Below are 23576 nucleotides of genomic sequence, written 5' to 3'. Positions count from 1 at the left end.
TGAGCGGTATAACTAAGCGCTTAACGAGTAAAATTGAAAGGCGTTTTTCTTGTCTTTTTTAACCGTATACATGGCGACATCGGCACATTCGATTAATTGGCTTAGCTCAACCGCGTCTCTTGGGTAGCTTGCAATACCTATGCTCGCACCAACTCGCAGTGGAAGTAATTTCCCTTCTGACGTTTGCCAAATCATCTCGGTGTTTATCGCCCCTAACAGGTTTTCAGCGATGCGCTGCAATTTTTCATTTTTAGCGCAGTGCAAGGCAATCAAAAACTCATCACCTCCCCAACGACAAACCACGTCTTGTTCTCTCACCTGAGCACTAATTTGAGTGGCGATGTGTTTTAACATAGCGTCACCGGCGTTATGCCCATAAATATCATTGATTGGTTTAAACTCATCTAAATCAATAATAAATAAGCTAAACGGAGTTTCGTTATCTAACCACTCGTTGATCTTGATTTCAGTACCATGGCGATTGTAGAGGCCTGTTAGCTTATCGCGGTTAGCCTTTTTATTGAGTTCTTGAAACACAGTTTTTCTAAGCGTGATATCTGATAAAAACACCTGTAAATAGAATTGCCCGCTACTTTCCACTCTAAGCATGATGACACTCAGCCAAACAGGTTGTTCGGTCATGGGGTTAATAAACTCAAACTCTGACTGAGTTGGCTGGTTAAGCTCCAAGGTATGCTCCGTAAAGGTGTAGAGAATATCCGGAGTTTTGCAGTAGCGACCAAAACTTTCGGGAAAATATTCATCAAGGTCAATTGCCATGCCTGCCAGCAAATCACAAGCGGCATCATTAGCTAAGATCACTTCACCTTTGTCTTTTACCAGTAGGGTGGGAGAAGAGGAGCGCTCAAACATCAGCCTAAAGCGCTTCTCAAGTATTTCAATATCAGCTCGCAGTTGGCGCTCTTGCTCGAACATGGAAGCGGTTTTAGCAATAAGTTGATTGGTATTGCTCGCAATATCACCAATTTCACTTGATTCATGCCCCCTAGGCACGACTAAATCCAATGGTGTTCCAGGAATAACCCTAGCAATTTGACTACTTAAGTTACTCAGGGGTTTTGTAACTATAAAATGTGTAACAACGGTGAAGATGACTAAGATTGGGATGATGACAACCAACAAAGTTTGAACACTTGAACGGGCGATATCTCTAGCACTTTGCTCGATAAAAACGGAATTTGGTTGAATATAGATCTCACCAACAATTTCACTCAATAAAAACGGATGATTAAGCGAAATAATGGTCGCATTTTGCGATTTAAATCCTACACTTTGAGCGAGCCACTTATCCTCACTTTTTATTGCGGCCGAAGAGATAACGTCGTTACTGACTAGGCCATTAATAACTTCTACAGCAAGGTCTTTGTCATTGAGATAAGTGGCAATAGAGGAAGAAGACGACACGGTTTGGCCAATTTGCCCAATAATAGTATTAGAACGCCGAAGTTCACGCTCAACAATATGGTCGTGATATAACTTAGCGTAAAGCATTGAAAAAATAAAAGTCGAGACAACAAGCACGAGTGCTAGCCGCACGATCAGCCCATATTTAGTCATTGATTTGATAAATTACCTTCACATCACCCGTCACAAAGTCTGCTGGAACATAGCCGATTGCATTTGGCGTATTTCTGATATTTTCAAGTATAGTCGACGGTGAGGAAAATGACTGTGGGGGAGAAACTTTGCCGCTGAACTTTATTCTTGACCAATAAGCATTGATTTGGCTTTCATTGCGTCCTGTCAGTGCCAAGAAAAAAGGACCTCTTAAAGGGTGTGATTTTTCGTAGTCATAGGTCACGGCCATATCGCCGTTGGGAAAGGCAACGTATTTTCCCATGTACATGTCGATGAGTTGGCGCTGCGATATTGACTCGATGGGGTTGTCTTTGTTAACGATGACGGCAATATCAGCTGTTGCTGAAATTGGGTAAGAAATCAGGAAGAAAACAGCAGTAAGTAACCTTTTCATCAGAACACCCAATTAAAGCTAAGTGTGAAGGTGTTAAAAGAAAGGTCGGGATCACTAAATTGCTCAGTATCGTGAAGGTAAAAAGCGCTGGGCAAATGGTCCGCTGATGTATGCTTCCAATTGAACTTTAGTGCTAACGTCGGGCTCAATTCGCGTCGCCACGTTAGTGAGGTGCTATGCTGATCCAGTTGATAAAAACCAGAGTGCATGGAAGCAGCTTCGTATATTTGTATTAATTCAGGTAATGGGACGAGCGGACCGGGTTCTACACTTGGCTCATTATCGGACTTGGCAACTGAGTAGGTGAAAGACAAAGTGTTTAAATCGAAGCGCTTGCCTAGTGTGATATAAGCTGCTTTTAGGCGGTTGAGCACGCTGGAATTTGAATCCGTCAGCGATAATTCACTTTGTACCAACCACTTCGAATCATCATATCTCATACTGAGCGCGCTATAGGTGAAGCGCTTGTCGATAATATAAAGAGAGTCGATAAGCTCATTTTTGGTTGGCCAAACTTGTAGAGGAACTTGCGCGAGAGCCTCACGTAACTGCTTTTGCTGTTCATGCTCATTAGCTGCTTTTGTTGTTGTATAGTTGGCTCTAAACAGCCAATTTAACGTTTCGTACTGTACCGCTACACCCAAGATAGATTTAAGTTCTACATTCCAAAAAAACTTATAATCGCTGTAGATAGGCGATTCGGAGCGGCCCCAATATGCTTTGATGCTGGCGATGCCCTGATCAAGCGGTGCGCGATACTGCAAGTCAACGCCATCTAGGTTTTGGTGAGGAATAATAGAATAAAACTCGACAGGTGGATGTTCCATATCCATTGAATAGCCAATATCCCGATATTCAGTCATCAAAAATAGGTCTAACCCGGTGCGTCCGGCACGAAATTGCCAGTTCGAATTTAGATTGTAGCGTAGAAAAGCCAGTTTTATTGCATTGTTGACTTGGTCATCGTGTTGCTCTTTTAATAGCAGTTGCCCAACAAACTCTACATTATCATTTGCATGCCACTCTGCCTGTAGGCCCAAAGAAGAAAATGAAAAGTCGAGCTCATCTTTTTCCACACCGTGCGGATGTGAGATGGATTCTCTGATTTTGGCGGTATGGGAGTCTGTTTTAACCGCCTTGAGCGTAGCAAAGCCACTGAAATCAATGTCAGAGCCGTAGCTGAATGTGGTTAAAAATAGTAGGCAGATAAAAACAGAGCGCATGAGTTATAAATGTTTTCGCTTTCCTTTTTATATAGCCTAGTTCGAATTTTGACATTTACCAATGCGATGTCCGCCTTGGCCTTGTATAATGAACTTAGAGACACCATATCCCATGTATGGTAGCATATTGTTATATTATCACATTAGGCAAGATTAAGACGTGGCAGAAGTAAGAGCGAGAGTCGGGCTGAATGTAGGGCAGCATAGTAATATCCCTGCAGAAATAGTTTCTTTTTCAGGGCTAAAAGATGGCCAGGAACATGTTGCGCTGGTATTTAATAGCGCAGACAGTCAGCAGCAAATTCCCCTAATTCGTATGCACTCTGAGTGCTTAACCGGCGATGTCTTTCATTCTTCTCGTTGTGATTGTGGCGAACAGTTAAATGAATGTATTGAGGCGATGCATAATCAAGGCGGCATTTTGTTATATTTGCGCCAAGAAGGTCGTGGCATTGGCTTGTACAATAAAATCGATGCTTATGTATTGCAATCACAAGGGATGAACACCTACGAGGCAAACAACCACCTCGGCTTTGAAGATGACTTAAGAGATTTCTCTGATGCCGTGTTGATGCTTCAGGCGCTCGGATTAAACCACGTTAAGTTAATGACGAATAATCCAAGAAAGCTGAAGGCGTTGAGAAATGCGGGTATTACTGTCGATGAGGTAGTTGGCACTCAGGCGCATGTTAAGGCTGGGGTTTCTGGTAATGAACAGTATCTAAAAACCAAGATCCAACACGGTGCCCACATGCTGGATATCAAAAAGATATCAAAAGCTGATTAGCCGAAGCGTATATGCTTACTACAACAAGCCGACTAGATAAGTGCTTCGGTTGGCTTGCCATATCAAACATACTATTCTCATTACAACTCTCTCAAACTTAAGATGTCCAACATAGGTTATGGTAACCGTCAGTATTTGTTTAAAATATGCTAAAAAGCGCTGACAAATCCGCTTTTCATGCCTTTTCACTCGACGCGGTAATCAGTATAATCAAAGACGTTATAGCTTAAATTAAGTGGACTATGTCGACACCAATTAGAACATTCAAAGCAAGCATGGGCGTGCAGTGGCTAAAAGCCGGGTGGGCAATTTTCAAAACCCAGCCTATGACTTTCATGTTGATGTATATTTTCATGGCGGTAGTAAGTCTATTGCCCCTGTTCACACCTATTTTTCATATCATCGCTGCCTTGTCTGGTCCTTTCTTAAGCGCTGGCTTCTACCTTGCAGTTATCAATAAACAGATCAATAAACCAATAAAGTTAGCTGATATTTTTGAGCCTTTTGCAGCAAAAGGCCGCCGATTACACTTGTTCCGAGTTGGTATTTATCAAATGGCAGGTGCGCTGTTGCTGACTATGGTTGCCGGTGTGCTATTCAGTGATGTGGCGACTGCGCTGGAGAGTGTTGGCCCAAATACCGATCCGAATGAACTTATCGGACTTATCGCGAGCAATATTAGTTTTGCCGAAGTTGCCGTATTTGTGATTGCACAATCGGTCATTATGATGGCCTTCGCTTTTGTCGTGCCACAGGTGTTTTTCCAAGGTGAAAAACGTATTTTTCACGCGATGAAGTGCTCGCTTGCCGCTTTTTATCATAATATGGCCGCGCTGAGTATTTACGGCCTGGTCGTCGCAGCGCTTATCATCGCGTCTATACCGCTGTCGATGATCCCGGCGATTATTATTATGCCGGTTGCCATGATAGGCTTTTTTGTTTCTTTTCAAGCGATGTTTATGCCAATTATCGTTGAAAAGAAGGAAAATGATGAAAATGCTAACATCTCTCAGTCTGACTCAGGACGCTTTGACGCCTGATGGATGAACAAGAAGTTAAAAAGCTAAAAAACTATGCGGTTTGGTTATTGTCGAGACAAGAGTACTCTGAGTCAGGATTGACGCAAAAGCTACTGCAAAAAGGGGCTACAGCGGCAGTCGCAGAGCAATTGGTATCTTGGCTAAAGTCGCTCGATTACGTTAATGACAACCGCTATGCAGAGAGCTTTTTAAACCGTCAGATTGCAAAAGGACTTGGAGAAAAGCGTGTATTAATGGATGCAGGGCAAAAGGGTGTGAGCCGAGAGACTTTGCATACGCTAATCGCTGAGCGCGAAATTGATTGGTACATGCAAGCCGCAAAAACCTATGAAAAAAAGTACGGTCTTTGCGCACAACCGATAGAATATAAAGAAAAAACTAAGCGCGTACGTTACATGAGTTATCGTGGCTTTAGTTTTGATGAAATAGATTTTGCAATTGAAGCTGCAATGACTGCAGCAGAGCAAGAAGAAATAAAGGGTGAATGATCACATGCAGCATATGACTACCGCACAAATCAGGCAAAGCTTCTTAGATTTCTTTGCTAAACAACAGCACCAAGTGGTGCCTTCAAGCTCGTTAATTCCGGGTAATGATGCCACCTTACTGTTCACCAACGCTGGTATGGTGCAGTTTAAAGATGCCTTCTTGGGTGCGGAAAAACGCCCTTATACGCGAGCAACCAGTTCACAGCGCTGTGTTCGTGCTGGTGGTAAACATAATGACCTTGAAAACGTAGGTTATACCGCAAGGCACCACACTTTCTTCGAAATGCTAGGTAACTTTAGCTTTGGTGACTATTTTAAAACCGACGCAATAAAATTTGCTTGGGGTTTCCTTACGGATGTGATCAAGCTGCCAAAAGAAAAGCTACTAGTTACTATTTATCATGAAGACGACGAAGCATTTGATATCTGGTCAAAACAAGTTGGTGTTCCAGAAGACAGGATCATCCGTATTGCGACGGCGGATAACTTTTGGTCAATGGGCGACACGGGTCCTTGCGGTCCTTGCTCTGAAATCTTTTATGACCACGGCGAGCACATTTGGGGGGGACCTCCGGGCTCACCAGAAGAAGACGGCGATCGCTTCATTGAGATCTGGAACTTAGTATTCATGCAGTACAACCGTCATGCAGACGGCACAATGGAGCCGCTGCCAATGCAGTCGGTTGATACCGGCATGGGTCTTGAACGTATCTCGGCTATTATGCAAGGTGTGCACTCAAACTATGAGATTGACCTGTTCCAAGCGCTGATTAAAGCAGCTGCAAAAGTAACAGATGCACAAGATTTAGAAGATAAATCACTACGTGTGGTTGCTGACCACATTCGTTCGTGTGCGTTCCTTATTGCTGACGGCGTCATGCCATCGAATGAAGGTCGTGGTTACGTGCTACGTCGTATCATTCGTCGTGCAGTTCGTCACGGCAATAAACTCGGTGCAAAAGGGGCATTCTTCTATAAGTTAGTTGCTGCACTTGCTGAGCAAATGGGTGAAGCTTACCCAGAATTAGTGAAGCAACAAGCGATTATCGAAAAAGTACTACGTATTGAAGAAGATCAGTTTGGTAAAACACTAGACCGTGGTTTAACTATTCTAGAAGACAGCCTTGCAGGTATTGAAGGCGACGTTATTCCAGGCGATTTAGTGTTCAAACTGTATGACACTTATGGTTTCCCTGCGGACTTAACGGCGGATGTGGCGCGTGAGCGTTTTATGACGATTGACGAGCGTGGCTTCCAAGCATGCATGGAAGAACAGCGTAAAAAAGCACAAGCGGCTGGCAAGTTCGGTGCAGATTACAACGAGCGCTTGAAGTCTGATAAAAATACTGACTTCAAAGGCTATGATGCTGAGCACTATACCGGCACTGTGGTTGAAATCTTTAAAGAAGGTCAACATACCAATACGTTAGAAGATGGTGAACAAGGTGTGGTTATCCTTGACCGCACGCCTTTCTATGCTGAGTCAGGCGGCCAAGTTGGTGATACGGGTGTACTAAAAGTGGCTAACGGCGAGTTTGTGGTTACTGACACGCAAAAGCTAGGTAATGCATTTGCACACCATGGTCATGTGGTTGGCCGTATTGGTGTTAACGATAAAGCCGATGCGCGTATTGACGCTGAGCGTCGCGAGCGAGTGAAGAAAAACCATACTGCAACGCACTTGGTGCACAAAGCACTGCGCGATTTGTTGGGTGACCATGTTACTCAAAAAGGTTCATTGGTACTGCCGGATCGTCTTCGTTTCGACTTTTCACATTTTGAAGGCGTCACTAAAGTGCAGTTGCAGCAAGTAGAAGATGCAGTGAACGCAGAGATCCGCCGCAATTTTGCTCTGCAAACTGAGTTGATGGATATCGATGCTGCCAAAGACAAAGGAGCGATGGCGCTCTTTGGTGAAAAATACGATGATGAAGTTCGAGTCGTTTCAATTGGTGGATACTCAATCGAGCTTTGTGGTGGTACACACGTGAAGCGCGCTGGTGATATTGGTCTCTTCAAGATTGTATCAGAAGGCGGTATCGCAGCGGGTGTTCGTCGTATCGAAGCAGTAACAGGTGCTGATGCTATCGCTTATGTTAATGAGCAAGAGCAAGTGCTTTCTGAAATCGCAGCTTTGGTTAAGGGTGATACCTCATCTGTGCTAGAAAAAGTATCTGCGCTACTTGAAAAGTCAAAAGGCCTTGAAAAGCAAGTTGCTCAACTAAATGACAAACTAGCAAGTGCCGCGGGTGCAACGCTACTTGACTCTGTAACCGAAGTGAATGGGATTAAATTACTCGTAGCGAACGTTGCAGGAACTGAGTCTAAAGCACTGCGAGGCATGGTCGATGACCTGAAGAACAAGATTGGCTCAGGTGTCATCGCGCTAGGTGTAGCAAATGGCGATAAAGTAAGCCTAATCGCTGGCGTAACGAAAGACTTAGTTGGTCAGGTAAAAGCAGGTGAGCTAGTTAATCACATGGCTTCTCAAGTCGGTGGTAAAGGTGGCGGTCGTCCTGATATGGCGCAAGCTGGTGGTTCACAACCAGAAAACCTAGACGCAGCACTAAACAGTGTTCCAACTTGGTTAAATGAAGTAACGCAGTAATCAGCAAGTGGCGCTGATTGTACAAAAGTTTGGCGGCACCTCGGTAGGTTCGGTAGAGCGTATTGAGGCGGTTGCCGAACACGTTATCAAAACACAACAACAAGGCCACCAAGTGGTGGTCGTGTTGTCTGCAATGTCAGGCGAGACAAATCGTCTCATTTCCCTTGCCCAACAAATCGATGCACGTCCGAGTTCTCGTGAGCTAGATGTATTGATCACCACCGGCGAACAAGTTTCTATTGCGTTATTGGCGATGGCCATCATTAAGCGTGGGCATTCTGCCGTGAGCTTACTTGCCGATCAGGTTGGTATTAAAACCGATAACATGTTCTCTAAAGCGCGGATCACAGAAATAGACACGACCCGCTTAAAGCAAGAGCTTGAGCATAACCGAATAACTATTATTGCCGGATTTCAAGGGCGCGATGAAGAAGGCAATATCACCACGTTGGGGCGTGGTGGTACAGATACCTCAGCAGTTGAAATCGCAGGGGCTTTGCAAGCAGACGAATGTCAGATATATACTGATGTCGATGGCGTTTATACTACCGATCCGCGCATAGAGCCAAATGCAAGGCGTTTATCACATATTACTTTTCCTGAGATGTTGGAGCTGGCCAGTGTGGGCGCTAAAGTTTTGCAGATCCGTTCGGTTGAAGCGGCTGGTCGATATAATGTACCACTGCGTGTACTTTCTTCGTTTTCTCCTGACAACGGCACCTTAATTAGCTATGAGGAAGGTAAGATGAAAAATACTAAAGTGGTCTCTGGGGTAGCGAGTGTCAAAGACGAAGCGCTTATCTTAGTTAACAATGTAGATGCAAAACCTAGTAATCTTGCCAATATACTTTCTCTTCTTGGTGAGCATAATATCGAAGTCGATATGATTAACCATTTGAACCACAGTGAGAAAAAAATAGACTATGCTTTTACTGTGCACACAAATGATTGTATTCTGGCGGAAGAAGTTTTAGCGCAACATGCACAAAATTTAGGTGGCGCAACCGTAGAGGTTAATGCTAACGTGGCAAAAATCTCAGCGGTTGGCATCGGGATGAAATCTCATTCAGGTGTTGCTGGTCTCTTTTTTATGGCATTGGCCGAAGAAAATATTCACACTCTATTAGTATCTACATCAGAGATAAAAATCTCGGCACTGGTAGAAGAAAAATATTTAGAGCTAGCTGTACGGGCTTTACATGCCAAATTCGAATTGGAAAGTACTGAGTAAAAGAAGTTTTTGCTTACTTTTCTAGGAACTTTTATTTAAAATGGATTTGACGCGGAATCTTTTAAATTTTGGAATAACAGGAGCAAGAGAATGCTAATACTAACTCGTCGAGTAGGTGAAACCCTGATGATTGGTGATGAAGTGACTGTAACAGTACTAGGTGTTAAAGGTAACCAAGTACGTATTGGTGTAAATGCGCCTAAAGATGTTTCAGTTCACCGTGAAGAAATTTACATGCGAATTCAGGCTGAGAAATCTAGCCCGGGCAATATGTAATTGACCAAATATTGAATTACGATGTTAGTTAACATAGTTTGACTGGCATAAAAAAAACCCCGCCACTGCGGGGTTTCTTATTTCTGGCTTTGCCCAGACAAAAAAGCAATCGCTTCTTCGTTAAGTCCAGATTTACTGATATAGCTCGGTTTGTTTTGGTGAAATACCAAAAAACCTCTACTCGTTTCAACGAGTTTATCTAAGTCGTCAAATGGGTAAGAAAATTCGGCATGTGTCGCTTTGGTGCTAATACCAGTTTTAGTGATTGAAACTTTGACGACATTGCCAGCAGCGCGAGAATACGACTGTCTTATCACCCACCAAGCTTTACGATAATAGAAAGCGACGCATTCAACCACAGCCAATAGAATAAGAAAGTTCCCGACGTAGTGCTCCTGCAACCCGTAAATAGCAAACAGCCCCAATGCAATTAGCAGCACAAGCAAGCCATATTTCGGCTTAACAGCAAGTCCATTGGCTTCAGATTCTTCAAAACACTCTCGATAATAGGCTTTATCTAACTTAAATTGGCTTTGAAAAGATAAATTTTCATTTTGTTCAAGGGAGGGCATAGATGTTCGTTGTGGTAAAAATTTCCCATTATTATACCCATCTATATTGAAAAAGCTGTAACGCGAATAAATTGTTTGCAGTTCCCTTTTGCTATATCCAGCGAAATACGCGCTATACAGTATGACGTTTACGTAAACGTTAACCCTTGGTCAGTCCAATTTACAATTTATCTTGCGTAATCAAAAATCCTTTCTATATTCATTAGGATCTCAGTATTAGTTGGCGCTATTTTGAATATTTTTCATATTTATTACGTTGGTTTTCCATATTTATTAGTGCTTTCCTAGCTAACTAACTGATTATTTGTAAGTTAAGTGTTTTGGTAATACCAATTTACAGCAGGCTTTACAGTGGAACATTTTTTGTTATAAGGTGAATAAATATCTATAAAAAGTGAAGGTTTATACCAGTTCGTTAACATCGAATAGGAAAACCAAACAGCAAGTAAGGGGTAAAAATGGATATTGGAGCGCAGCTACTGCAAGCAGGAAATCTTATGCTGACCGGTATGGTTGGTGTTTTTGTTTTTCTGTCCATTTTGATTTTTGCGATGCGACTGTTGGCCAACTTTGCTGCTCAATTTAAAGAAGTAGAGCCAAGTACCACAAGATCAAAAACAACCAGAGCAACATCGTCACAGGGTGTGCCACAGGCACATATTGCAGCCATTAGCGCTGCCGTTGCAGCCTACAGAAAAAACAATTAATAGGGGTTTTGCATGTCACAGTTAAAGCTAACCGAATTAGTGCTGCGCGATGCGCATCAGTCATTACTCGCCACCAGAATGCGCTTGGAAGATATGCTTCCTATCGCTGAGAAGCTCGACAATATGGGCTACTGGTCTGTTGAATCATGGGGGGGAGCAACCTTCGACTCGTGTATTCGCTATTTAGGCGAAGATCCATGGGAGCGGATCCGTGCACTGAAAGCTGCAATGCCAAAAACCAAACAGCAAATGCTACTGCGTGGTCAGAATCTATTGGGCTATCGTCATTATGCTGATGATGTTGTCGAAAAGTTTGTTGAACGTGCCCACCATAACGGGGTAGATGTATTTAGAATATTCGATGCAATGAACGACGTGCGCAACTTAGAAACGGCTATTAAAGCGGCCATCAAAGTGGGCGCGCATGCGCAGGGCACGATTTCGTACACCGTAAGCCCTGTTCATACGCTGGAAATGTGGCTCACGCAGGCCAAGCAGCTCGAAGACTTAGGCTGTCATTCCATTTGTATCAAGGACATGGCTGGATTACTGAAACCCTATGATGCCGAAAAGTTAATCTCTGGGCTTAAAGCGTCCGTCTCTATTCCTATCGCAATGCAGTGCCATGCAACCACAGGGCTCAGTACTGCAACTTATCAAAAAGCCATAGATGCGGGTATCGATATGCTCGATACGGCGATTTCTTCGATGAGTATGACCTATGGTCATAGCGCAACAGAAACTATCGCGGCGATTGTGGAAGGCACAGAACGTGATACCGGGCTGGACTTACTTGAGCTTGAAGAGGTTGCAGCCTATTTCCGTGAAGTGAGAAAGAAATATGCAGCTTTTGAGGGCAGCTTGAAAGGGGTCGATGGTCGTATTCTATCTGCACAAGTGCCTGGTGGCATGTTAACAAATATGGAAAATCAACTGCGAGAGCAAGGTGCAGGTGACAAGCTTGACGCAGTACTAAAAGAAATTCCAAGTGTGCGTAAAGAACTTGGCTACTTACCGCTGGTAACACCAACCTCACAGATTGTCGGGACGCAAGCGGTATTAAACGTACTTACTGGTGAGCGTTACAAGTCTATAACCAAAGAAACTGCTGGCGTGCTGAAAGGCGAATATGGAGCGACACCAGCGCAAGTCGACCAAGCTTTGCAACAACGCGTGCTTGAAGGCGCAGAGCCTATTACCTGCCGTCCTGCAGACTTAATTGAACCTGAGCTGGATAGTTTACAAAGCGAGTTAGTCGCGACGGCAAAAGAGGAGCAAATTACCTTAGCCGACGAGATTATTGATGATGTGCTTACCTATGCATTATTCCCGCAGATTGGCCTTAAATTCCTGAAAAATCGCAATAATCCAGATGCGTTTGAGCCAAAACCGACGCTTGTTGAAAGCAAAGAGCAAAAAGCTGCAGCGACGCCTGCTAAAGCCAAGTCATCAACTAGTGAGCGTTACAGCGTAAAAGTGGATGGCAAAGTATACGATGTGATGGTTGCGCCGGGTGGAGAGTTACAAGAAGTACAAGTCAAAGACAGTGAGCTTATTCCTCAGTCAACCTCGGTAAGCTCCAGTGAAACTTTGAATGCGCCACTTGCTGGCAACATCTTTAAGCTTATGGTGCGCGCAGGAGATGAGGTGCAAGAAGGCGATGTGGTACTCATCATGGAAGCCATGAAAATGGAAACCGAGGTGCGCGCAACACACAGTGGGCAAGTCGCGGAGCTACTCGTCTCTGAAGGCGACTCCGTCAGTGCTGGCGATGCCATCATGTCTTTAGCATAAGGATGTCGTGATGGAAGGGTTACTTAATTTATGGCAAGCAACAGGACTTGCCAACTTCACCGTGCCTGCACTTTGCATGATGGCTGTGGGCTGCGGACTTTTGTATCTTGCGATCGCCAAAGGCTTTGAGCCGTTGCTATTGGTGCCTATTGGCTTTGGTGCCATACTCACGAATATTCCTGTCGCTGGGCTTGCCGATCCTGGTGGGCTTTTATACTACGTGTATTACATAGGTATAGACAGCGGAGTATTCCCCTTACTGATCTTTATGGGGGTGGGTGCGATGACGGACTTTAGTGCTTTGATAGCTAACCCCAAGATGCTGTTGCTTGGTGCCGCAGCTCAATTTGGGATCTTTGCCACCTTGTTTGGGGCTATATTGCTGAACTATATTCCGGGTTTTGAATTTACCCTGCAAGACGCCTCTGCAATCGCCATTATTGGCGGTGCAGATGGTCCAACTGCGATCTTCCTCGCGTCTAAGCTTGCACCAGAGTTACTAGGGGCAATTGCGGTGGCAGCCTATTCGTATATGGCGTTGGTGCCAATTATTCAACCACCAATCATGAAAGCACTCACGACGCAAGAAGAGCGCCAGATTGCGATGCCACAGCTACGCCATGTATCAAAAACCGAAAAAATCCTATTTCCTCTGGCGGTACTGGGCCTAACGATACTGTTTTTACCTGCTGCAACACCTTTGGTTGGTATGTTCTGTTTGGGTAACTTGATGAAAGAGTGTGGTGTAGTAGACCGCTTGAGTAAAACGGCGCAAAACGAGTTGATTAATATCACCACCATTTTCCTCGGTTTGGCGGTGGGCTCAAAGTTGGCAGCTGATCAATTCTTAACGGTTGAGACGTTGGGGATTTTAGCACTAGGTGCCGTGGCATTTGGAATTGGTACCGCAGCAGGTGTATTAATGGCTAAAACCATGAATAGATTTAGTGATACCCCCATTAATCCGTTAGTTGGCGCTGCTGGGGTATCCGCAGTCCCGATGGCGGCGCGTGTGGTCAATAAGGTTGGCCTTGAAAGCAATCCGCATAATTTCTTGCTGATGCATGCGATGGGCCCCAATGTCGCGGGTGTATTAGGCAGTGCGGTTGCTGCTGGTATTTTGCTTGCACTGGTAGGCTAATTTACACTTCTCCAACCATTTGCGTGGCGATTTTAGGTTGCCGCGCATTTTTATTTCTGGACTTTATATTCTTGAACTTGATAGTCTTTCGTCACTTTTAATTAACACGAACAACTTCAGATGAAGTTTTTAGCTCCTTTCTTATTTTTGTTACCCTGTGTGACAGTTGCAACGGAAACATCGACTTTAGTGGTAACACCGATAGCAGAGCATGTTTATAAACATGAATCTTCGCTACACGTTGAACCTTGGGGGTTAGTGGCAGGCTCTGGGCTGATTGTGGTCGACGGTCAAGATGCTTACATTGTTGATACACCTTGGACCGAGCAAGACACAGAAGCACTGCTATTGTGGGCCGAGGACCGCAAGCTCAATATTAAAGGGGCGGTGGTCACGCATTATCATCAAGATGCAAGCGGTGGCCTAGCGGTATTAAATAAACATCAGATCCCAACCTATGCATCAGCCCAAACTAACCATCTATTAGCCCAAAAACACAGCGCTATCGCGTCACATAATTTGCCGCAAGCCTCAGCAGCAATAAAGTCAGGTGTCGTTGAAACCTATTACCCAGGTGCAGGACACTCGAAAGATAATATTGTCGTGTGGCTGCCACAATCTAAGATTTTATTCGCAGGATGCTTTGTGAAAAGTGTGGTGAGTAAAAATTTAGGTAACTTGGAGGATGCTTCGGTTGATGAGTGGCAAGCGTCTATACACAAGGTATTGAGCCGATATCCGGAAGCAAACATGGTTATTCCAGGGCATGGTAAAGAAGGGGATTTATCTTTGTTGCACCATACCGTTAAGCTAATCAAAATCGAGCAATCAAAAGGTAACTAAAGGACTGACATGAAATTTATTCCATTTCGTAATTTACGCTGTCCGGGTTTAGAAACTGCGCTGTGGTATTGTCGCTTGTTGTTTTTAACGGGCGTAGCCTTGATAGTGCTTGGGGTTATCAAAGAGGGGATTGCAATCTATCATTGGCTAATCGCCATGATAGAAAATGGCGACGCGCCAATAAAAGCAGCCTATATCTATGACTTAGATTTGCTTTCCCACCCAAACTTTCATTTGATCATTGTTGGAGTGGTGAAGATCTACTTCTCCTGTGGCCTCGCGATTAAACTAAAAACAATGTCCCACGAGCAGGCGTTACAAAAATAACGAATACCACGTAAAGGAGTCTCATAGAGGAGTTTCTCAGAGAAATTTCTTAGACCCTTTTACGTGGCAGAGTTACTATTTTAAAAATTAATACTCCAGCTGTCCGCCATTTTGGATAAAGGCGACATATTCGTTCCAAACATCTTCAACACTTCGGCCCAAGATATGTTGAAATGCAGCATCAAATGACCAGGTATAATTACCCATATCTTTCGCCGCTTTATTAAACTTGTAGATAAACTCAGAGTCGTGCTGTTGTTTGACGTAATGCAAGAAAAACCCAGTTGTGGTGTAGCCACTAAGCCAGCGTTTAGCGTTGATGATATCTGGTGAGCGTGACTTATGAAAACCAGCACCGATCCGCACGGCATCAGCTAGACCTTCGGTGTATGCCCAGTTTGCCTTGCCATCACCATAGCTGTCATGAGTCAGCGGCGAGTTATTGTAACCATGGGTGACTTCGTGGAATAAAATGCCGTCGATTTCATCACGGATCACGGCATCGTTGTTATTATTATCGCGATAAATACGTTCTAAGTGCGCGGTGCTAACGACGATAGTCATCTCACCCGAACCGTCTTGCCCCATCTTATAGGCAACGAAATCCTTACCCCAATGATCTTTGGCTCTCAACTCAAACTGCAATTTTCTAAAACGCTGGGATTCACTGGCGTCGCGGTATAGCACTTTTGCTACATCCACACAGCGTTCGGCCATGTGTGCAGCTGGGTTTGGTATGATCCGTTTAAATAATGCTGAGCCTCGTGTTTCAGGATTTACATCAACAAAGTTTACTTCCGGACGTTGCCACGTGTCGTTTGGTGGTGTGCTATCGCTACTGACGGCTAATTCATAATTGGCGCTTTGGAAACCGTATACAGAAACATAAACCGGCGCATTTGAGCTTATATCGCAGCGCTCGTTGGAGCTGGCATCATTGATACTTTGGCAGTCATAACTTGTGGTGGTCGGTTGGCTATTTGCTTTTAGGTATAGATCTGCATCACCGCTGCCAGTCAAGGTTGCTGTGATAGGAGCTGAGCTTGTAAATGGCCCAAAATGTGCCCATTGGCCAGGGGTAACGCTGCCATTTTGGTTAAATGGCAAGGTTGTACCACCGTTTGCCGGAGCACCGATAAATTCGATTTCTGCAAGCTGTAATAAATTGGCACCTTGCGTTGCGGTGACATTTAAGCGCACAAAGCGGTACGCTTGATTGGTACTGACATTGAACTGCTTAGTTTGATGTCTCGAAGCAAAACTTTGATTGTTTTGCGAATCTATAGTAAACCACACTTGACCGTCTTGAGAGCCTTGAAGCGTCCAATTTTTGGGATCTCTTTGTGGCGCATCGTTCGCAGAAGTGAGGGTGTAAGCTGTTAAATTCACCGCTTCGCTAAACGCATAACTTATCCAACCGGAAGCTGAAAAAGTAAGCCATTTGCTGTAGTGGTTATTATCAAATGCGTTGACTTTGCCCTCATAGGGTTGGTTTTCTCCTGAAACGCTGATAGCAGCGGCATTGGCAGTTGTCAGATCGCTGTTTGCGTGCGCCGAGCTTAAGCCTAGGCTCACTAAAGCGGCTGCTATAAAAGAACGTTGGAATCGCGTTTTAGCTATAATGATGTTCATGTTGACCTCTTTTGTATCGTTCCACTTTTTGTGGGTAGATATCTGTTGATGTTGTATCCATGGCTATTTTTATTTTGGCGTCCAAATGAGTTTGGAACGGTTTAATTGTTGTTGCTTTTATGTGCGTTTGTCAAATGGAAATTTACTTTAATTTAACGATAAGGATAGAATTGGTGTTCCTGATTTAGGTTGAATTACGATGCGAAGGCTAGCACTTTCAGGCTTTACAGGGCGTGATGTTAGGGAATGTTATTTATTTTGAACTGTGTTTTGTTGGGGCGTGTTTGATTGATTTTTCGGGACTTTTTTATCTGTAGTCTCCTGGACAGCATTTTGTTTGCGCTGTTTCTTTTTTAATCGCTTTCGCTCTGCTTTAGTTACGTGTTTTGCCACCCATTTGGCAATCTTCTGCATGAGCATTGGAGGGAAGTCATGACCCATCCCATTGACCAGTTTTAGTTTGGATTTGCGAATAGTCGCGGCGGTTTGCTGGCCAGCGGCCGCGGGGAAAATAGGGTCGTCGGTACCATGGATAACAAGTGTAGGCGTTTTTATCTTTGCCAGCGTGTGCTTGCGACATTGGCTTGCGACAATCGCTGCAAGCTGACGCTTAAATCCTTGCGGGTTATGCGCGCGTTCAATACTGTGTTTGGCTTGTTGATGTAGCGTCCCTTCGTCTTGAGGGTAAGCAGGACTGCCGATCAGCTGGTTGAGTTTTATATTGTATTGAATAGCAGATTGGTGGCAGTCTGACTTTGGCCGTGCTTTTGCTAGTTGCAGCATGACTTTTACATTTGCTGCGGTAAACTTGGGATACGCTGAGGTTGACATAATTGAGGTCAAACTTGCCACTTTCTTTTTATGCTTAGCAGCAACGATTTGTGCAATCATCCCGCCCATAGAAGCACCAACAAGGTGGGCGCGTTTAATCTTAAGTCCTGCCATCAAAGCGACAACATCTTCGGCCATATCTTCTAGGGTATAGGGAACAGAAGCGCGAATAGGAAGTTTTTTGCTCAGCATGGTTTTTATCACACTCGGTGAACCTAAATGGTCCAAGTGGCTCGACAATCCCGTGTCGCGATTATCAAAACGGATCACCCGAAAACCTTTATTGACTAGCCCAAAGTACAATTCATCGGGCCAAATCGTCATTTGTGCCCCAAGACCCATTATCAAAATAATAACGGGGGCGTGAGGCACCCCCTCGTCCTGATAATGTATGCTGATCCCGGTTGCAATCTCGATATCGGTCATTGTCGCGAATGTTTAGCTTGACTTGAAAGGACTGCATTTAAGTATAGAGCGTAGGTATGAACTTAACTTTAAAATAGCAGTCAAAAAAGACGAAAATTTATTGCTAAAAGCCATTGCGCTTTAAAACATTTAGGTTAATATTCGCGCTTGTTGATGGTCTGAAATTATGCATCAACACTATCAATTTATATGATTCTTATTTGGAGTAAGTCATGACTAAAAAAAGCAAACTTCAGCATGCTCATCAGCGTGGTGAAATTAAAGACAACGCATTAAAAGCGTTGGTAACCAGCCCGTTGTTTAAGGCGAAAGTTGAAAAAAGCAAAAAAGGCAAAGGTAGTTATCAACGTAGCGTAAAGCACAAAGGCCAAGAGCCTTACCTTAAGGCAGCCTAAGCTTTAAGATAAGGTTTTTTGCTGATACATTTGCTTGTCAGCTTGTGCGATTAAGTCGCTGATATCTGTTATCGGGTGTTGGGAAAATGCTCGCCCGACACTACCTTGAATTGCTACCTCTTGTTTTCCATGACTAAATTGCAAGGTATTGAGCTGTTGTTGCAGCTGTTGTGCTTTTTCTTCTGCAGACTGTGTGTCGTCAAATAAGCACAGGGCTGCAAACTCATCGCCACCTAGGCGTCCTACAATATCTTGTTTTCTGATACTTGATGACAAAAACGTCGCAACATGGGCAAGCGCCTTATCTCCAGCATCGTGACCAAATTGGTCATTAATCAACTTAAACTTATCTAAGTCAATGTAAAATAATGCCAAAACACCACCACGTTTATTAAATTGCTCGACTAGTACGTTGGCTTGTTTGTACCAGCCTCGACGGTTAAAAATGGCGCACAATTGATCATAATTTGCTTCATTTTCAGCTTGTTGCTTTTGCTGTCTGAGCCGTCCAATGCGTTTAGATACCGCAACGGCAAGAAGTAAAGACTCAATGGCAAACGCAAAAATAAGTGCATACCGCTGCATAAATGGGCTATATCCCACTAACAGCACGCGAAATACCATACCGACTAATACTAGGCTCAGTGCCGCAAAAACCAAACTTGCTTCGCCAATTTTACGCTTGGTTTGAAGAGCAGATAGCACAAAGATAGTGGCGACAATAACGAGGGTGATATAGGCCATAATTTGGCTTAATAAGTAAGACACTTGTGCTTGTTGAGTGGGAATTTTAAGTATGCTCAGGATCATCACGATACCCGCGGCACTTTTAAGTAACAACACGAGTTTTGGCCACTGTTTGTCAACAAGTAGGATACTCAACATAAACCAGGTTGCCGAAACCACAGTGAGACCAATACTAAGTAAATATGCGTGTTTGAGTAATGGCTTATACTGAGATGAAACAAAAAGATTTAATTGCCCTTCTTGGAATAATACAAATCCACAAAGGCAGAAGATATAAGCGCCGTAAAGCCTAAATATAGGATCATTGAGGCGACTACCCATGATCAATACATAGCAAATCAAGGTAAAACAAAGGCCATAAAATGCGCCCATGACTAGGCTGGTTTTTTGACTTTCCCAAATAAATTTCCCCATGCTCATCAGCCTAAATCTTGGCGTATGAATTTGCATAGAATTTAAGCTTAAGGTTGCTGTGTAGTTACCTTTTGGAATGATAAATGCGGGCTGTGAGAACTTAACGGGCAGCGGGGAATTGACCCGCCACTGATAGTGATTAAGGCCAACATCTACAAATGAAAAAACGCTGTCTTCATGTAAATTGCAGGCTATCGAGACGGTATTGTTGTCGCGTTCAATTTTGCTATAAGACGTGGTATTGATAGTAAGCAAAATTGAGTCGTCGTGAGCGGTCGTGAGCGAGCAATTGTCATCAAGCGCAAAAATTGAGGGGCTAAACAAAAATACGGCGCCGTAAATAAAAGCGAGTAGGAGCGTAAGCTTCCCACTAAAGTTGCTGTGTATTTTGACGCCATTCAACCTAGACTGCAGCACAACCAAAACCTAAGGTTATTGTTGTAGTTAATGTAACAAACTTGTACGTAACTTAGCCAGTGTAAAATCCCTTTAACCAGAGACTTTTTACATCCTATCGAACAAGAAGCTAAACCAGGCAAAAAACAAGCAAAAGCTACTTAATCCAAATGCTAGGGTTCGTAACCGTAAGTTACTGCCCAGTATGTGCTCGTAGCTGTGCCAATATCTTGCTGCGACAAACACGGCGCTGAGCACAAACCAAAATTGTCCCGTCATTTGCTCAATATGCAAAAGTATCAGTAATGCGATAAATAACACTGGTTGCTGAAACTGGCTGTCATAGCTATTACCTAATAATCTTATGCGCTCGGGGAAGGCGTGTTTCTCAACATAGCGAATATCTTGAAGTGCAATATCACCATTTTTGACTGCGCGAATTCTACTCGTTGCGGTCAGAAGAAATAATAGCAGCGTTAGGCTAAGCAAAAATAAAATCGGAATATGGATCCACATAGTAAAGCTCCTGAGTTTGAAAGAGGTTTTACTTTAACTAGATTGATTGCTAACTTATCGTGTCAATAATGACTAATTTTGGTTTGATATTGCCATGAAGGTGATTTTGCTATGTCCTGAACATGTGTTTGCGAGCGCATTAACTGGTGTGATTGATATTTTGAACGTGGCAAACAAAGTCGCTGGTAAGGCGGTGTTTTGCTGGCAGACGGTTGCGCTTTCAGGGCAAAAGTCGGTGATGAGTAGTCAGGGTTTAGAATTTGTTTGTCATGCTGAATTTAGCGCATTGGCTGGTGCTGATGTCGTTATCTGGCTCGGCAGTCACTTTTCGTCAGAGCCTTTGTTGTGGCAACAATGCCAGCAAGTCAAAGCACAATTAAACAAGCATGGTATTGAATTTCATCCCGCGACTTATCAACTTGCCGGATGTTGCGGTACCGCATTTTTAGCCACAGCAGGATTGTTGGATAAAAAACAATTTACGTGTAGCTGGTGGCTTACGCCTTTTTTTACACGATATTATCCCGTTTTAAAGCCCAACAGCCAAAAGGTAACAGAGCAAAGCGGTATGGTGTATACCGCGGGCGCAGCTCATAGTTACTTGCACTTGATGCTGCGGTTTATTACCGACGTGCTGGGTTCAGAAGTGGCAAAAACAATCGCCGCGTGGCTGGCGATACCAAACGAGCAAGCGAGTCAAAATGAGTTTGTGCAGCTCAGTGGCTTTTTACAACATAGAGATGCGCAATTGCTTAAGGCACAGTATCATATCAGCGATAATCTCGATGTTTCGCATAGCTTACAGAGCCTTGCGAAACATGCTTGTATGTCAGAGCGTACGTTAATTCGACGCTTTAAACAGCACACGAGTATGACGCCTTTTGAGTACGTGCGACTTGCGCGACTCGTTCGCACCAAACAGCTATTGCATAGCACTAATATGAGTGTGGAGCAGATAGCCAATCAGGTTGGCTACCAAGACAGTCAGGCTTTAGCGAAGCAATACAAAAAGCACTATAACCAATCGCTTAATCGAGTGAGAGGGTCGTAATAGTGGGTGTTAACCTTTCTCTTTGTGCAATAAATAACATCGGCTGTTATCGCTATTGTTAACTGCAAAACATGACTACTACAGGAAACCAAACTACGGCAATACTAACTTGGACATGTATTGTATGTTTACTTGTAAAGTTTCTCTGTTGCTTCTTTAAGTCCTGAATGGGGTAAAAATTGATCTGTGATTGTTAGAATCGAGTGCAGATTATTTTTTAATTTATCAAGCTCTATGTTACCTGGCTGAATAGCCGTTTGTAATAAATGAATGGCCATGTCAGCTAATAGAATACGCTGTTTTTCTAGCCATTCCTCATCGCCTTTGGTAGCGGGATTGCCAAGGTAGCTACTTTCTACCAAACTATGCAAATCCCAGCTAGTTTTGATTAACTTATTCCTTTCAATATCATTCACTGCCGACCTTCCGAAATATATAGATATAATGACTCCCACACTGTGCTAGCCTTCTCTTTTTCGTGGGTTAGCTTAATACAAAGCGAGGCCATAATTAATTTGTTAAATAACTAAACAGCTGAGGCTAGCATGAACAAACATAACATACTTTATATGTGAACTAATACGCATAAAGCATTTAATGAAGTAGCCATATTTTGCTCAAAGTCGCCTGTCAGTCAAAGTCCATATCAATTTGTCTAAATGGTAAGGCAAGTGATGAGCAAATACAGTTGGAGGAATATTTTCCTCCATTCAATCAGTTCAACTTGCTTAGCTTGACGCGAGGCAACGGGCACTCGGGGTTTCACCGGGTTCGATGATATTAATATTGACCTCTTTTAAGTCACCGATTATGGGTTTTAACGCCTTATCAAAACGATTTGCTGCGGCTTCGATTTTTTCGGCATAGTCGTCAATGGCATCAAAATTAGCTGCGTGACTTTCAATTACTGCCTCAATCTGCTTGGCCTTCTCTTCTTGTTTTGCCAGTAGCGCTTTATTGATCACAAGTCGATCGTCGTCTTCTTGTATCGCCTCTTTACTAATGGCTTCCATTTCTTTGCTGAGCAGTGCGAGCTTGTCTTCAATATCTTTCATTGGTAACTCAGAAGCTGAGATATCAAGCTCTGCCGCTTTGAGTGCTTTGTATGCGGCCACCTGTTCGGCGTCCATGGTGTGTTTGATTATTGGGTTACAGTCTTGGTAAGCGATAAGCCGGTAGCTGCCTTGTGTTTGCGGCTCGGTTGTATTTGCATTGGAGTAGCCAATGCAGGCACTCAAAGCTAGTGTTACCGAAATAATGAGTATTGATTTTGTGGTTTTCATAAGCACCTCGAAGGAATAAGTCTGATTTACAAAATTAGTCGCGGTGCAGTTTGAAAAGGTTGATTTTAGATGCGCAAGTATTAGTAACAAAATATGAATCGGGCAGTGAGCTTAGAATTAGTTGCTACTTTTATCAGGCGCTTGCCATTGGTGCTGTGCAATTTCTTCGGCGTATTTGGCTTTAACTAATTCAACATAATGATTGAGGTTTTTATCAGGATTTACGGTAAAGGTCAGCTTACTTTTATGTATCGCGGTGATACGGTCCAAGCGAAATTCACGGTAATCACTGCGGAGCTGACAAAATGCGACCAGCGTCCACTTTCCACCCCAATAAACCAATCCGAGAGGCTCGATAATACGCTGGGTTTGTTGCTTTGCAACGTCTTGATATTCAAGTTGTACACACTGCTTAGCCGCAATGGCGAGCCTGAGTGTAGCGCTAAAGGATTGTTGTTGTGGTCCGTGTTTAAAACTCGAAACCAAATAAGGGGAGTGGTCATGCTGTTGTTTGAGGTGAGCGGGTAGCACGGCCTCTATTTTGGCAATGGCTGCTTTTGCATGTGCGCTTAGTTCGGGATCCGTCCATGCTCCAACCATTTTACTGCCAAGTAATAATGCGGTGAGTTCATCATAGCTAAACATCATAGGGGGCAGTGGGTAGTCACCAATAATATAGCCGACACCTGCTTCCCCCTCAATTGGCACGCCAGAACTTTGTAAGTCCTGAATATCGCGATAAATCGTACGCTCAGATACCGTAAAGTGATCGGCCAATGACTTAGCGGTAACCGCTAATCGTCGACCCTTGAGCAGATCCACTAACTGAAAGAGACGTTCTGATTTATGCACGAG

At 43.7% G+C, this 23576-nt stretch carries 24 protein-coding genes; 13 read left to right on the top strand and 11 right to left on the bottom strand.

Annotated elements, in window-relative coordinates; all coding sequences use genetic code 11:
- Nucleotides 1–12: 12 nt before the first annotated feature.
- From L3V43_RS01890 to L3V43_RS01880, 3 genes are read right to left on the bottom strand one after another with little or no spacing between them, the layout of a single operon-like run.
- A complete protein-coding gene (locus L3V43_RS01890) occupies nt 13–1578 on the bottom strand; it encodes a sensor domain-containing diguanylate cyclase (protein ID WP_010606204.1) in 1566 nt (521 codons plus the stop codon).
- Complete coding sequence (locus L3V43_RS01885) at nt 1571–1993, bottom strand: hypothetical protein (RefSeq protein WP_102057302.1); 423 nt, start codon at nt 1991–1993, stop codon at nt 1571–1573. Before L3V43_RS01885 ends, L3V43_RS01890 begins: the two co-directional genes overlap by 8 nt.
- Nucleotides 1993–3216 (bottom strand): hypothetical protein, encoded by a 1224-nt coding sequence (locus tag L3V43_RS01880; protein ID WP_102057301.1) that lies wholly within the window; start codon nt 3214–3216, stop codon nt 1993–1995. The genes L3V43_RS01885 and L3V43_RS01880 overlap by 1 nt, the downstream gene beginning before the upstream one ends.
- Nucleotides 3217–3376: 160 nt before the next feature.
- Between L3V43_RS01880 and ribA the strand changes: the two genes are divergently transcribed.
- The 6 genes from ribA (at nt 3377) to csrA (ending at nt 9646) form a co-directional block, all read left to right on the top strand.
- Nucleotides 3377–4003, top strand: coding sequence for a GTP cyclohydrolase II (ribA, locus tag L3V43_RS01875; RefSeq protein WP_102057300.1), 627 nt, complete (start codon nt 3377–3379; stop codon nt 4001–4003).
- 242 nt (nt 4004–4245) lie between these two features.
- Nucleotides 4246–5043 (top strand): BPSS1780 family membrane protein, encoded by a 798-nt coding sequence (locus L3V43_RS01870; RefSeq protein ID WP_237115820.1) that lies wholly within the window; start codon nt 4246–4248, stop codon nt 5041–5043.
- Nucleotides 5043–5531 (top strand): regulatory protein RecX, encoded by a 489-nt coding sequence (locus L3V43_RS01865; protein ID WP_237115821.1) that lies wholly within the window; start codon nt 5043–5045, stop codon nt 5529–5531. Before L3V43_RS01870 ends, L3V43_RS01865 begins: the two co-directional genes overlap by 1 nt.
- 4 nt (nt 5532–5535) lie before the next feature.
- Entirely contained in the window at nt 5536–8139 is a 2604-nt protein-coding gene (gene alaS / locus L3V43_RS01860) for an alanine--tRNA ligase (RefSeq protein ID WP_237115822.1), read from the top strand.
- A gap of 7 nt (nt 8140–8146) precedes the next feature.
- Nucleotides 8147–9370, top strand: a complete 1224-nt coding sequence (locus L3V43_RS01855) for an aspartate kinase (protein ID WP_010606210.1) — start codon at nt 8147–8149, stop codon at nt 9368–9370.
- Between the two features lie 90 nt (nt 9371–9460).
- Nucleotides 9461–9646: a carbon storage regulator CsrA gene (gene csrA, locus L3V43_RS01850; protein ID WP_010375935.1), complete on the top strand. Its 186-nt coding sequence runs from the start codon at nt 9461–9463 to the stop codon at nt 9644–9646.
- Between the two features lie 77 nt (nt 9647–9723).
- On the opposite strand, the gene L3V43_RS01845 is transcribed toward csrA, so the two are convergent.
- Nucleotides 9724–10218 (bottom strand): YcxB family protein, encoded by a 495-nt coding sequence (locus tag L3V43_RS01845; RefSeq protein ID WP_010606211.1) that lies wholly within the window; start codon nt 10216–10218, stop codon nt 9724–9726.
- A 458-nt stretch (nt 10219–10676) separates the two neighbouring features.
- On the opposite strand from L3V43_RS01845, the gene L3V43_RS01840 reads away from it, so the two are divergent.
- The 5 genes from L3V43_RS01840 (at nt 10677) to L3V43_RS01820 (ending at nt 15030) form a co-directional block, all read left to right on the top strand.
- Nucleotides 10677–10925 (top strand): OadG family transporter subunit, encoded by a 249-nt coding sequence (locus L3V43_RS01840; protein WP_010606212.1) that lies wholly within the window; start codon nt 10677–10679, stop codon nt 10923–10925.
- A gap of 12 nt (nt 10926–10937) precedes the next feature.
- On the top strand, nt 10938–12719 hold the full coding sequence (oadA, locus tag L3V43_RS01835) for a sodium-extruding oxaloacetate decarboxylase subunit alpha (protein ID WP_237115823.1): 1782 nt from the start codon (nt 10938–10940) through the stop codon (nt 12717–12719).
- A 10-nt stretch (nt 12720–12729) separates the two neighbouring features.
- Nucleotides 12730–13860 carry a sodium ion-translocating decarboxylase subunit beta gene (locus L3V43_RS01830; RefSeq protein ID WP_010606214.1) on the top strand — a complete coding sequence of 377 codons (1131 nt, stop codon included), beginning with the start codon at nt 12730–12732 and terminating at the stop codon, nt 13858–13860.
- 120 nt (nt 13861–13980) lie between these two features.
- The gene (bla, locus tag L3V43_RS01825; RefSeq protein ID WP_235366582.1) at nt 13981–14703 is read left to right on the top strand and encodes a subclass B1 metallo-beta-lactamase; all 723 of its coding nucleotides are present in this window, start codon (nt 13981–13983) and stop codon (nt 14701–14703) included.
- A 9-nt stretch (nt 14704–14712) separates the two neighbouring features.
- Nucleotides 14713–15030 carry a hypothetical protein gene (locus tag L3V43_RS01820; protein WP_010606216.1) on the top strand — a complete coding sequence of 106 codons (318 nt, stop codon included), beginning with the start codon at nt 14713–14715 and terminating at the stop codon, nt 15028–15030.
- Between the two features lie 87 nt (nt 15031–15117).
- Here L3V43_RS01820 and L3V43_RS01815 read toward each other — a convergent pair whose 3' ends face one another.
- Both L3V43_RS01815 and L3V43_RS01810 read right to left on the bottom strand, forming a co-directional pair.
- Nucleotides 15118–16662, bottom strand: coding sequence for a basic secretory protein-like protein (locus tag L3V43_RS01815; protein WP_102057294.1), 1545 nt, complete (start codon nt 16660–16662; stop codon nt 15118–15120).
- 249 nt (nt 16663–16911) lie between these two features.
- Complete coding sequence (locus L3V43_RS01810) at nt 16912–17919, bottom strand: alpha/beta hydrolase (protein ID WP_102057293.1); 1008 nt, start codon at nt 17917–17919, stop codon at nt 16912–16914.
- Between the two features lie 212 nt (nt 17920–18131).
- On the opposite strand from L3V43_RS01810, the gene L3V43_RS01805 reads away from it, so the two are divergent.
- Nucleotides 18132–18314, top strand: coding sequence for a ribosome alternative rescue factor ArfA (locus tag L3V43_RS01805; protein ID WP_010606219.1), 183 nt, complete (start codon nt 18132–18134; stop codon nt 18312–18314).
- Nucleotides 18315–18317: 3 nt separating this feature from the next.
- On the opposite strand, the gene L3V43_RS01800 is transcribed toward L3V43_RS01805, so the two are convergent.
- Together L3V43_RS01800 and L3V43_RS01795 are read right to left on the bottom strand one after the other, a co-directional pair.
- Nucleotides 18318–19799 (bottom strand): diguanylate cyclase, encoded by a 1482-nt coding sequence (locus L3V43_RS01800; RefSeq protein WP_237115824.1) that lies wholly within the window; start codon nt 19797–19799, stop codon nt 18318–18320.
- Between the two features lie 180 nt (nt 19800–19979).
- Nucleotides 19980–20387 carry an MAPEG family protein gene (locus L3V43_RS01795; protein ID WP_237115825.1) on the bottom strand — a complete coding sequence of 136 codons (408 nt, stop codon included), beginning with the start codon at nt 20385–20387 and terminating at the stop codon, nt 19980–19982.
- A gap of 94 nt (nt 20388–20481) precedes the next feature.
- Here L3V43_RS01795 and L3V43_RS01790 point away from each other — a divergent pair, with 94 nt between their 5' ends.
- The gene (locus tag L3V43_RS01790; protein WP_237115826.1) at nt 20482–21438 is read left to right on the top strand and encodes a helix-turn-helix domain-containing protein; all 957 of its coding nucleotides are present in this window, start codon (nt 20482–20484) and stop codon (nt 21436–21438) included.
- 128 nt (nt 21439–21566) lie between these two features.
- On the opposite strand, the gene L3V43_RS01785 is transcribed toward L3V43_RS01790, so the two are convergent.
- The 3 genes from L3V43_RS01785 to L3V43_RS01775 all read right to left on the bottom strand — a co-directional run bounded on the left by L3V43_RS01785 (nt 21567) and on the right by L3V43_RS01775 (nt 23573).
- Nucleotides 21567–21854, bottom strand: a complete 288-nt coding sequence (locus tag L3V43_RS01785; protein WP_010606223.1) for a hypothetical protein — start codon at nt 21852–21854, stop codon at nt 21567–21569.
- A 312-nt stretch (nt 21855–22166) separates the two neighbouring features.
- Nucleotides 22167–22721, bottom strand: coding sequence for a hypothetical protein (locus L3V43_RS01780; RefSeq protein WP_102057291.1), 555 nt, complete (start codon nt 22719–22721; stop codon nt 22167–22169).
- A 117-nt stretch (nt 22722–22838) separates the two neighbouring features.
- The gene (locus L3V43_RS01775) at nt 22839–23573 is read right to left on the bottom strand and encodes a YafY family protein (protein WP_237115827.1); all 735 of its coding nucleotides are present in this window, start codon (nt 23571–23573) and stop codon (nt 22839–22841) included.
- Nucleotides 23574–23576 lie beyond the last annotated feature (3 nt).

The sequence above is a fragment of the Pseudoalteromonas sp. L23 genome (genome assembly GCF_021728455.1).
GTDB lineage: Bacteria > Pseudomonadota > Gammaproteobacteria > Enterobacterales > Alteromonadaceae > Pseudoalteromonas.
Note: the sequence above shows the minus strand (reverse complement) of the source record. Positions and strands in the feature narration are given on the sequence as shown.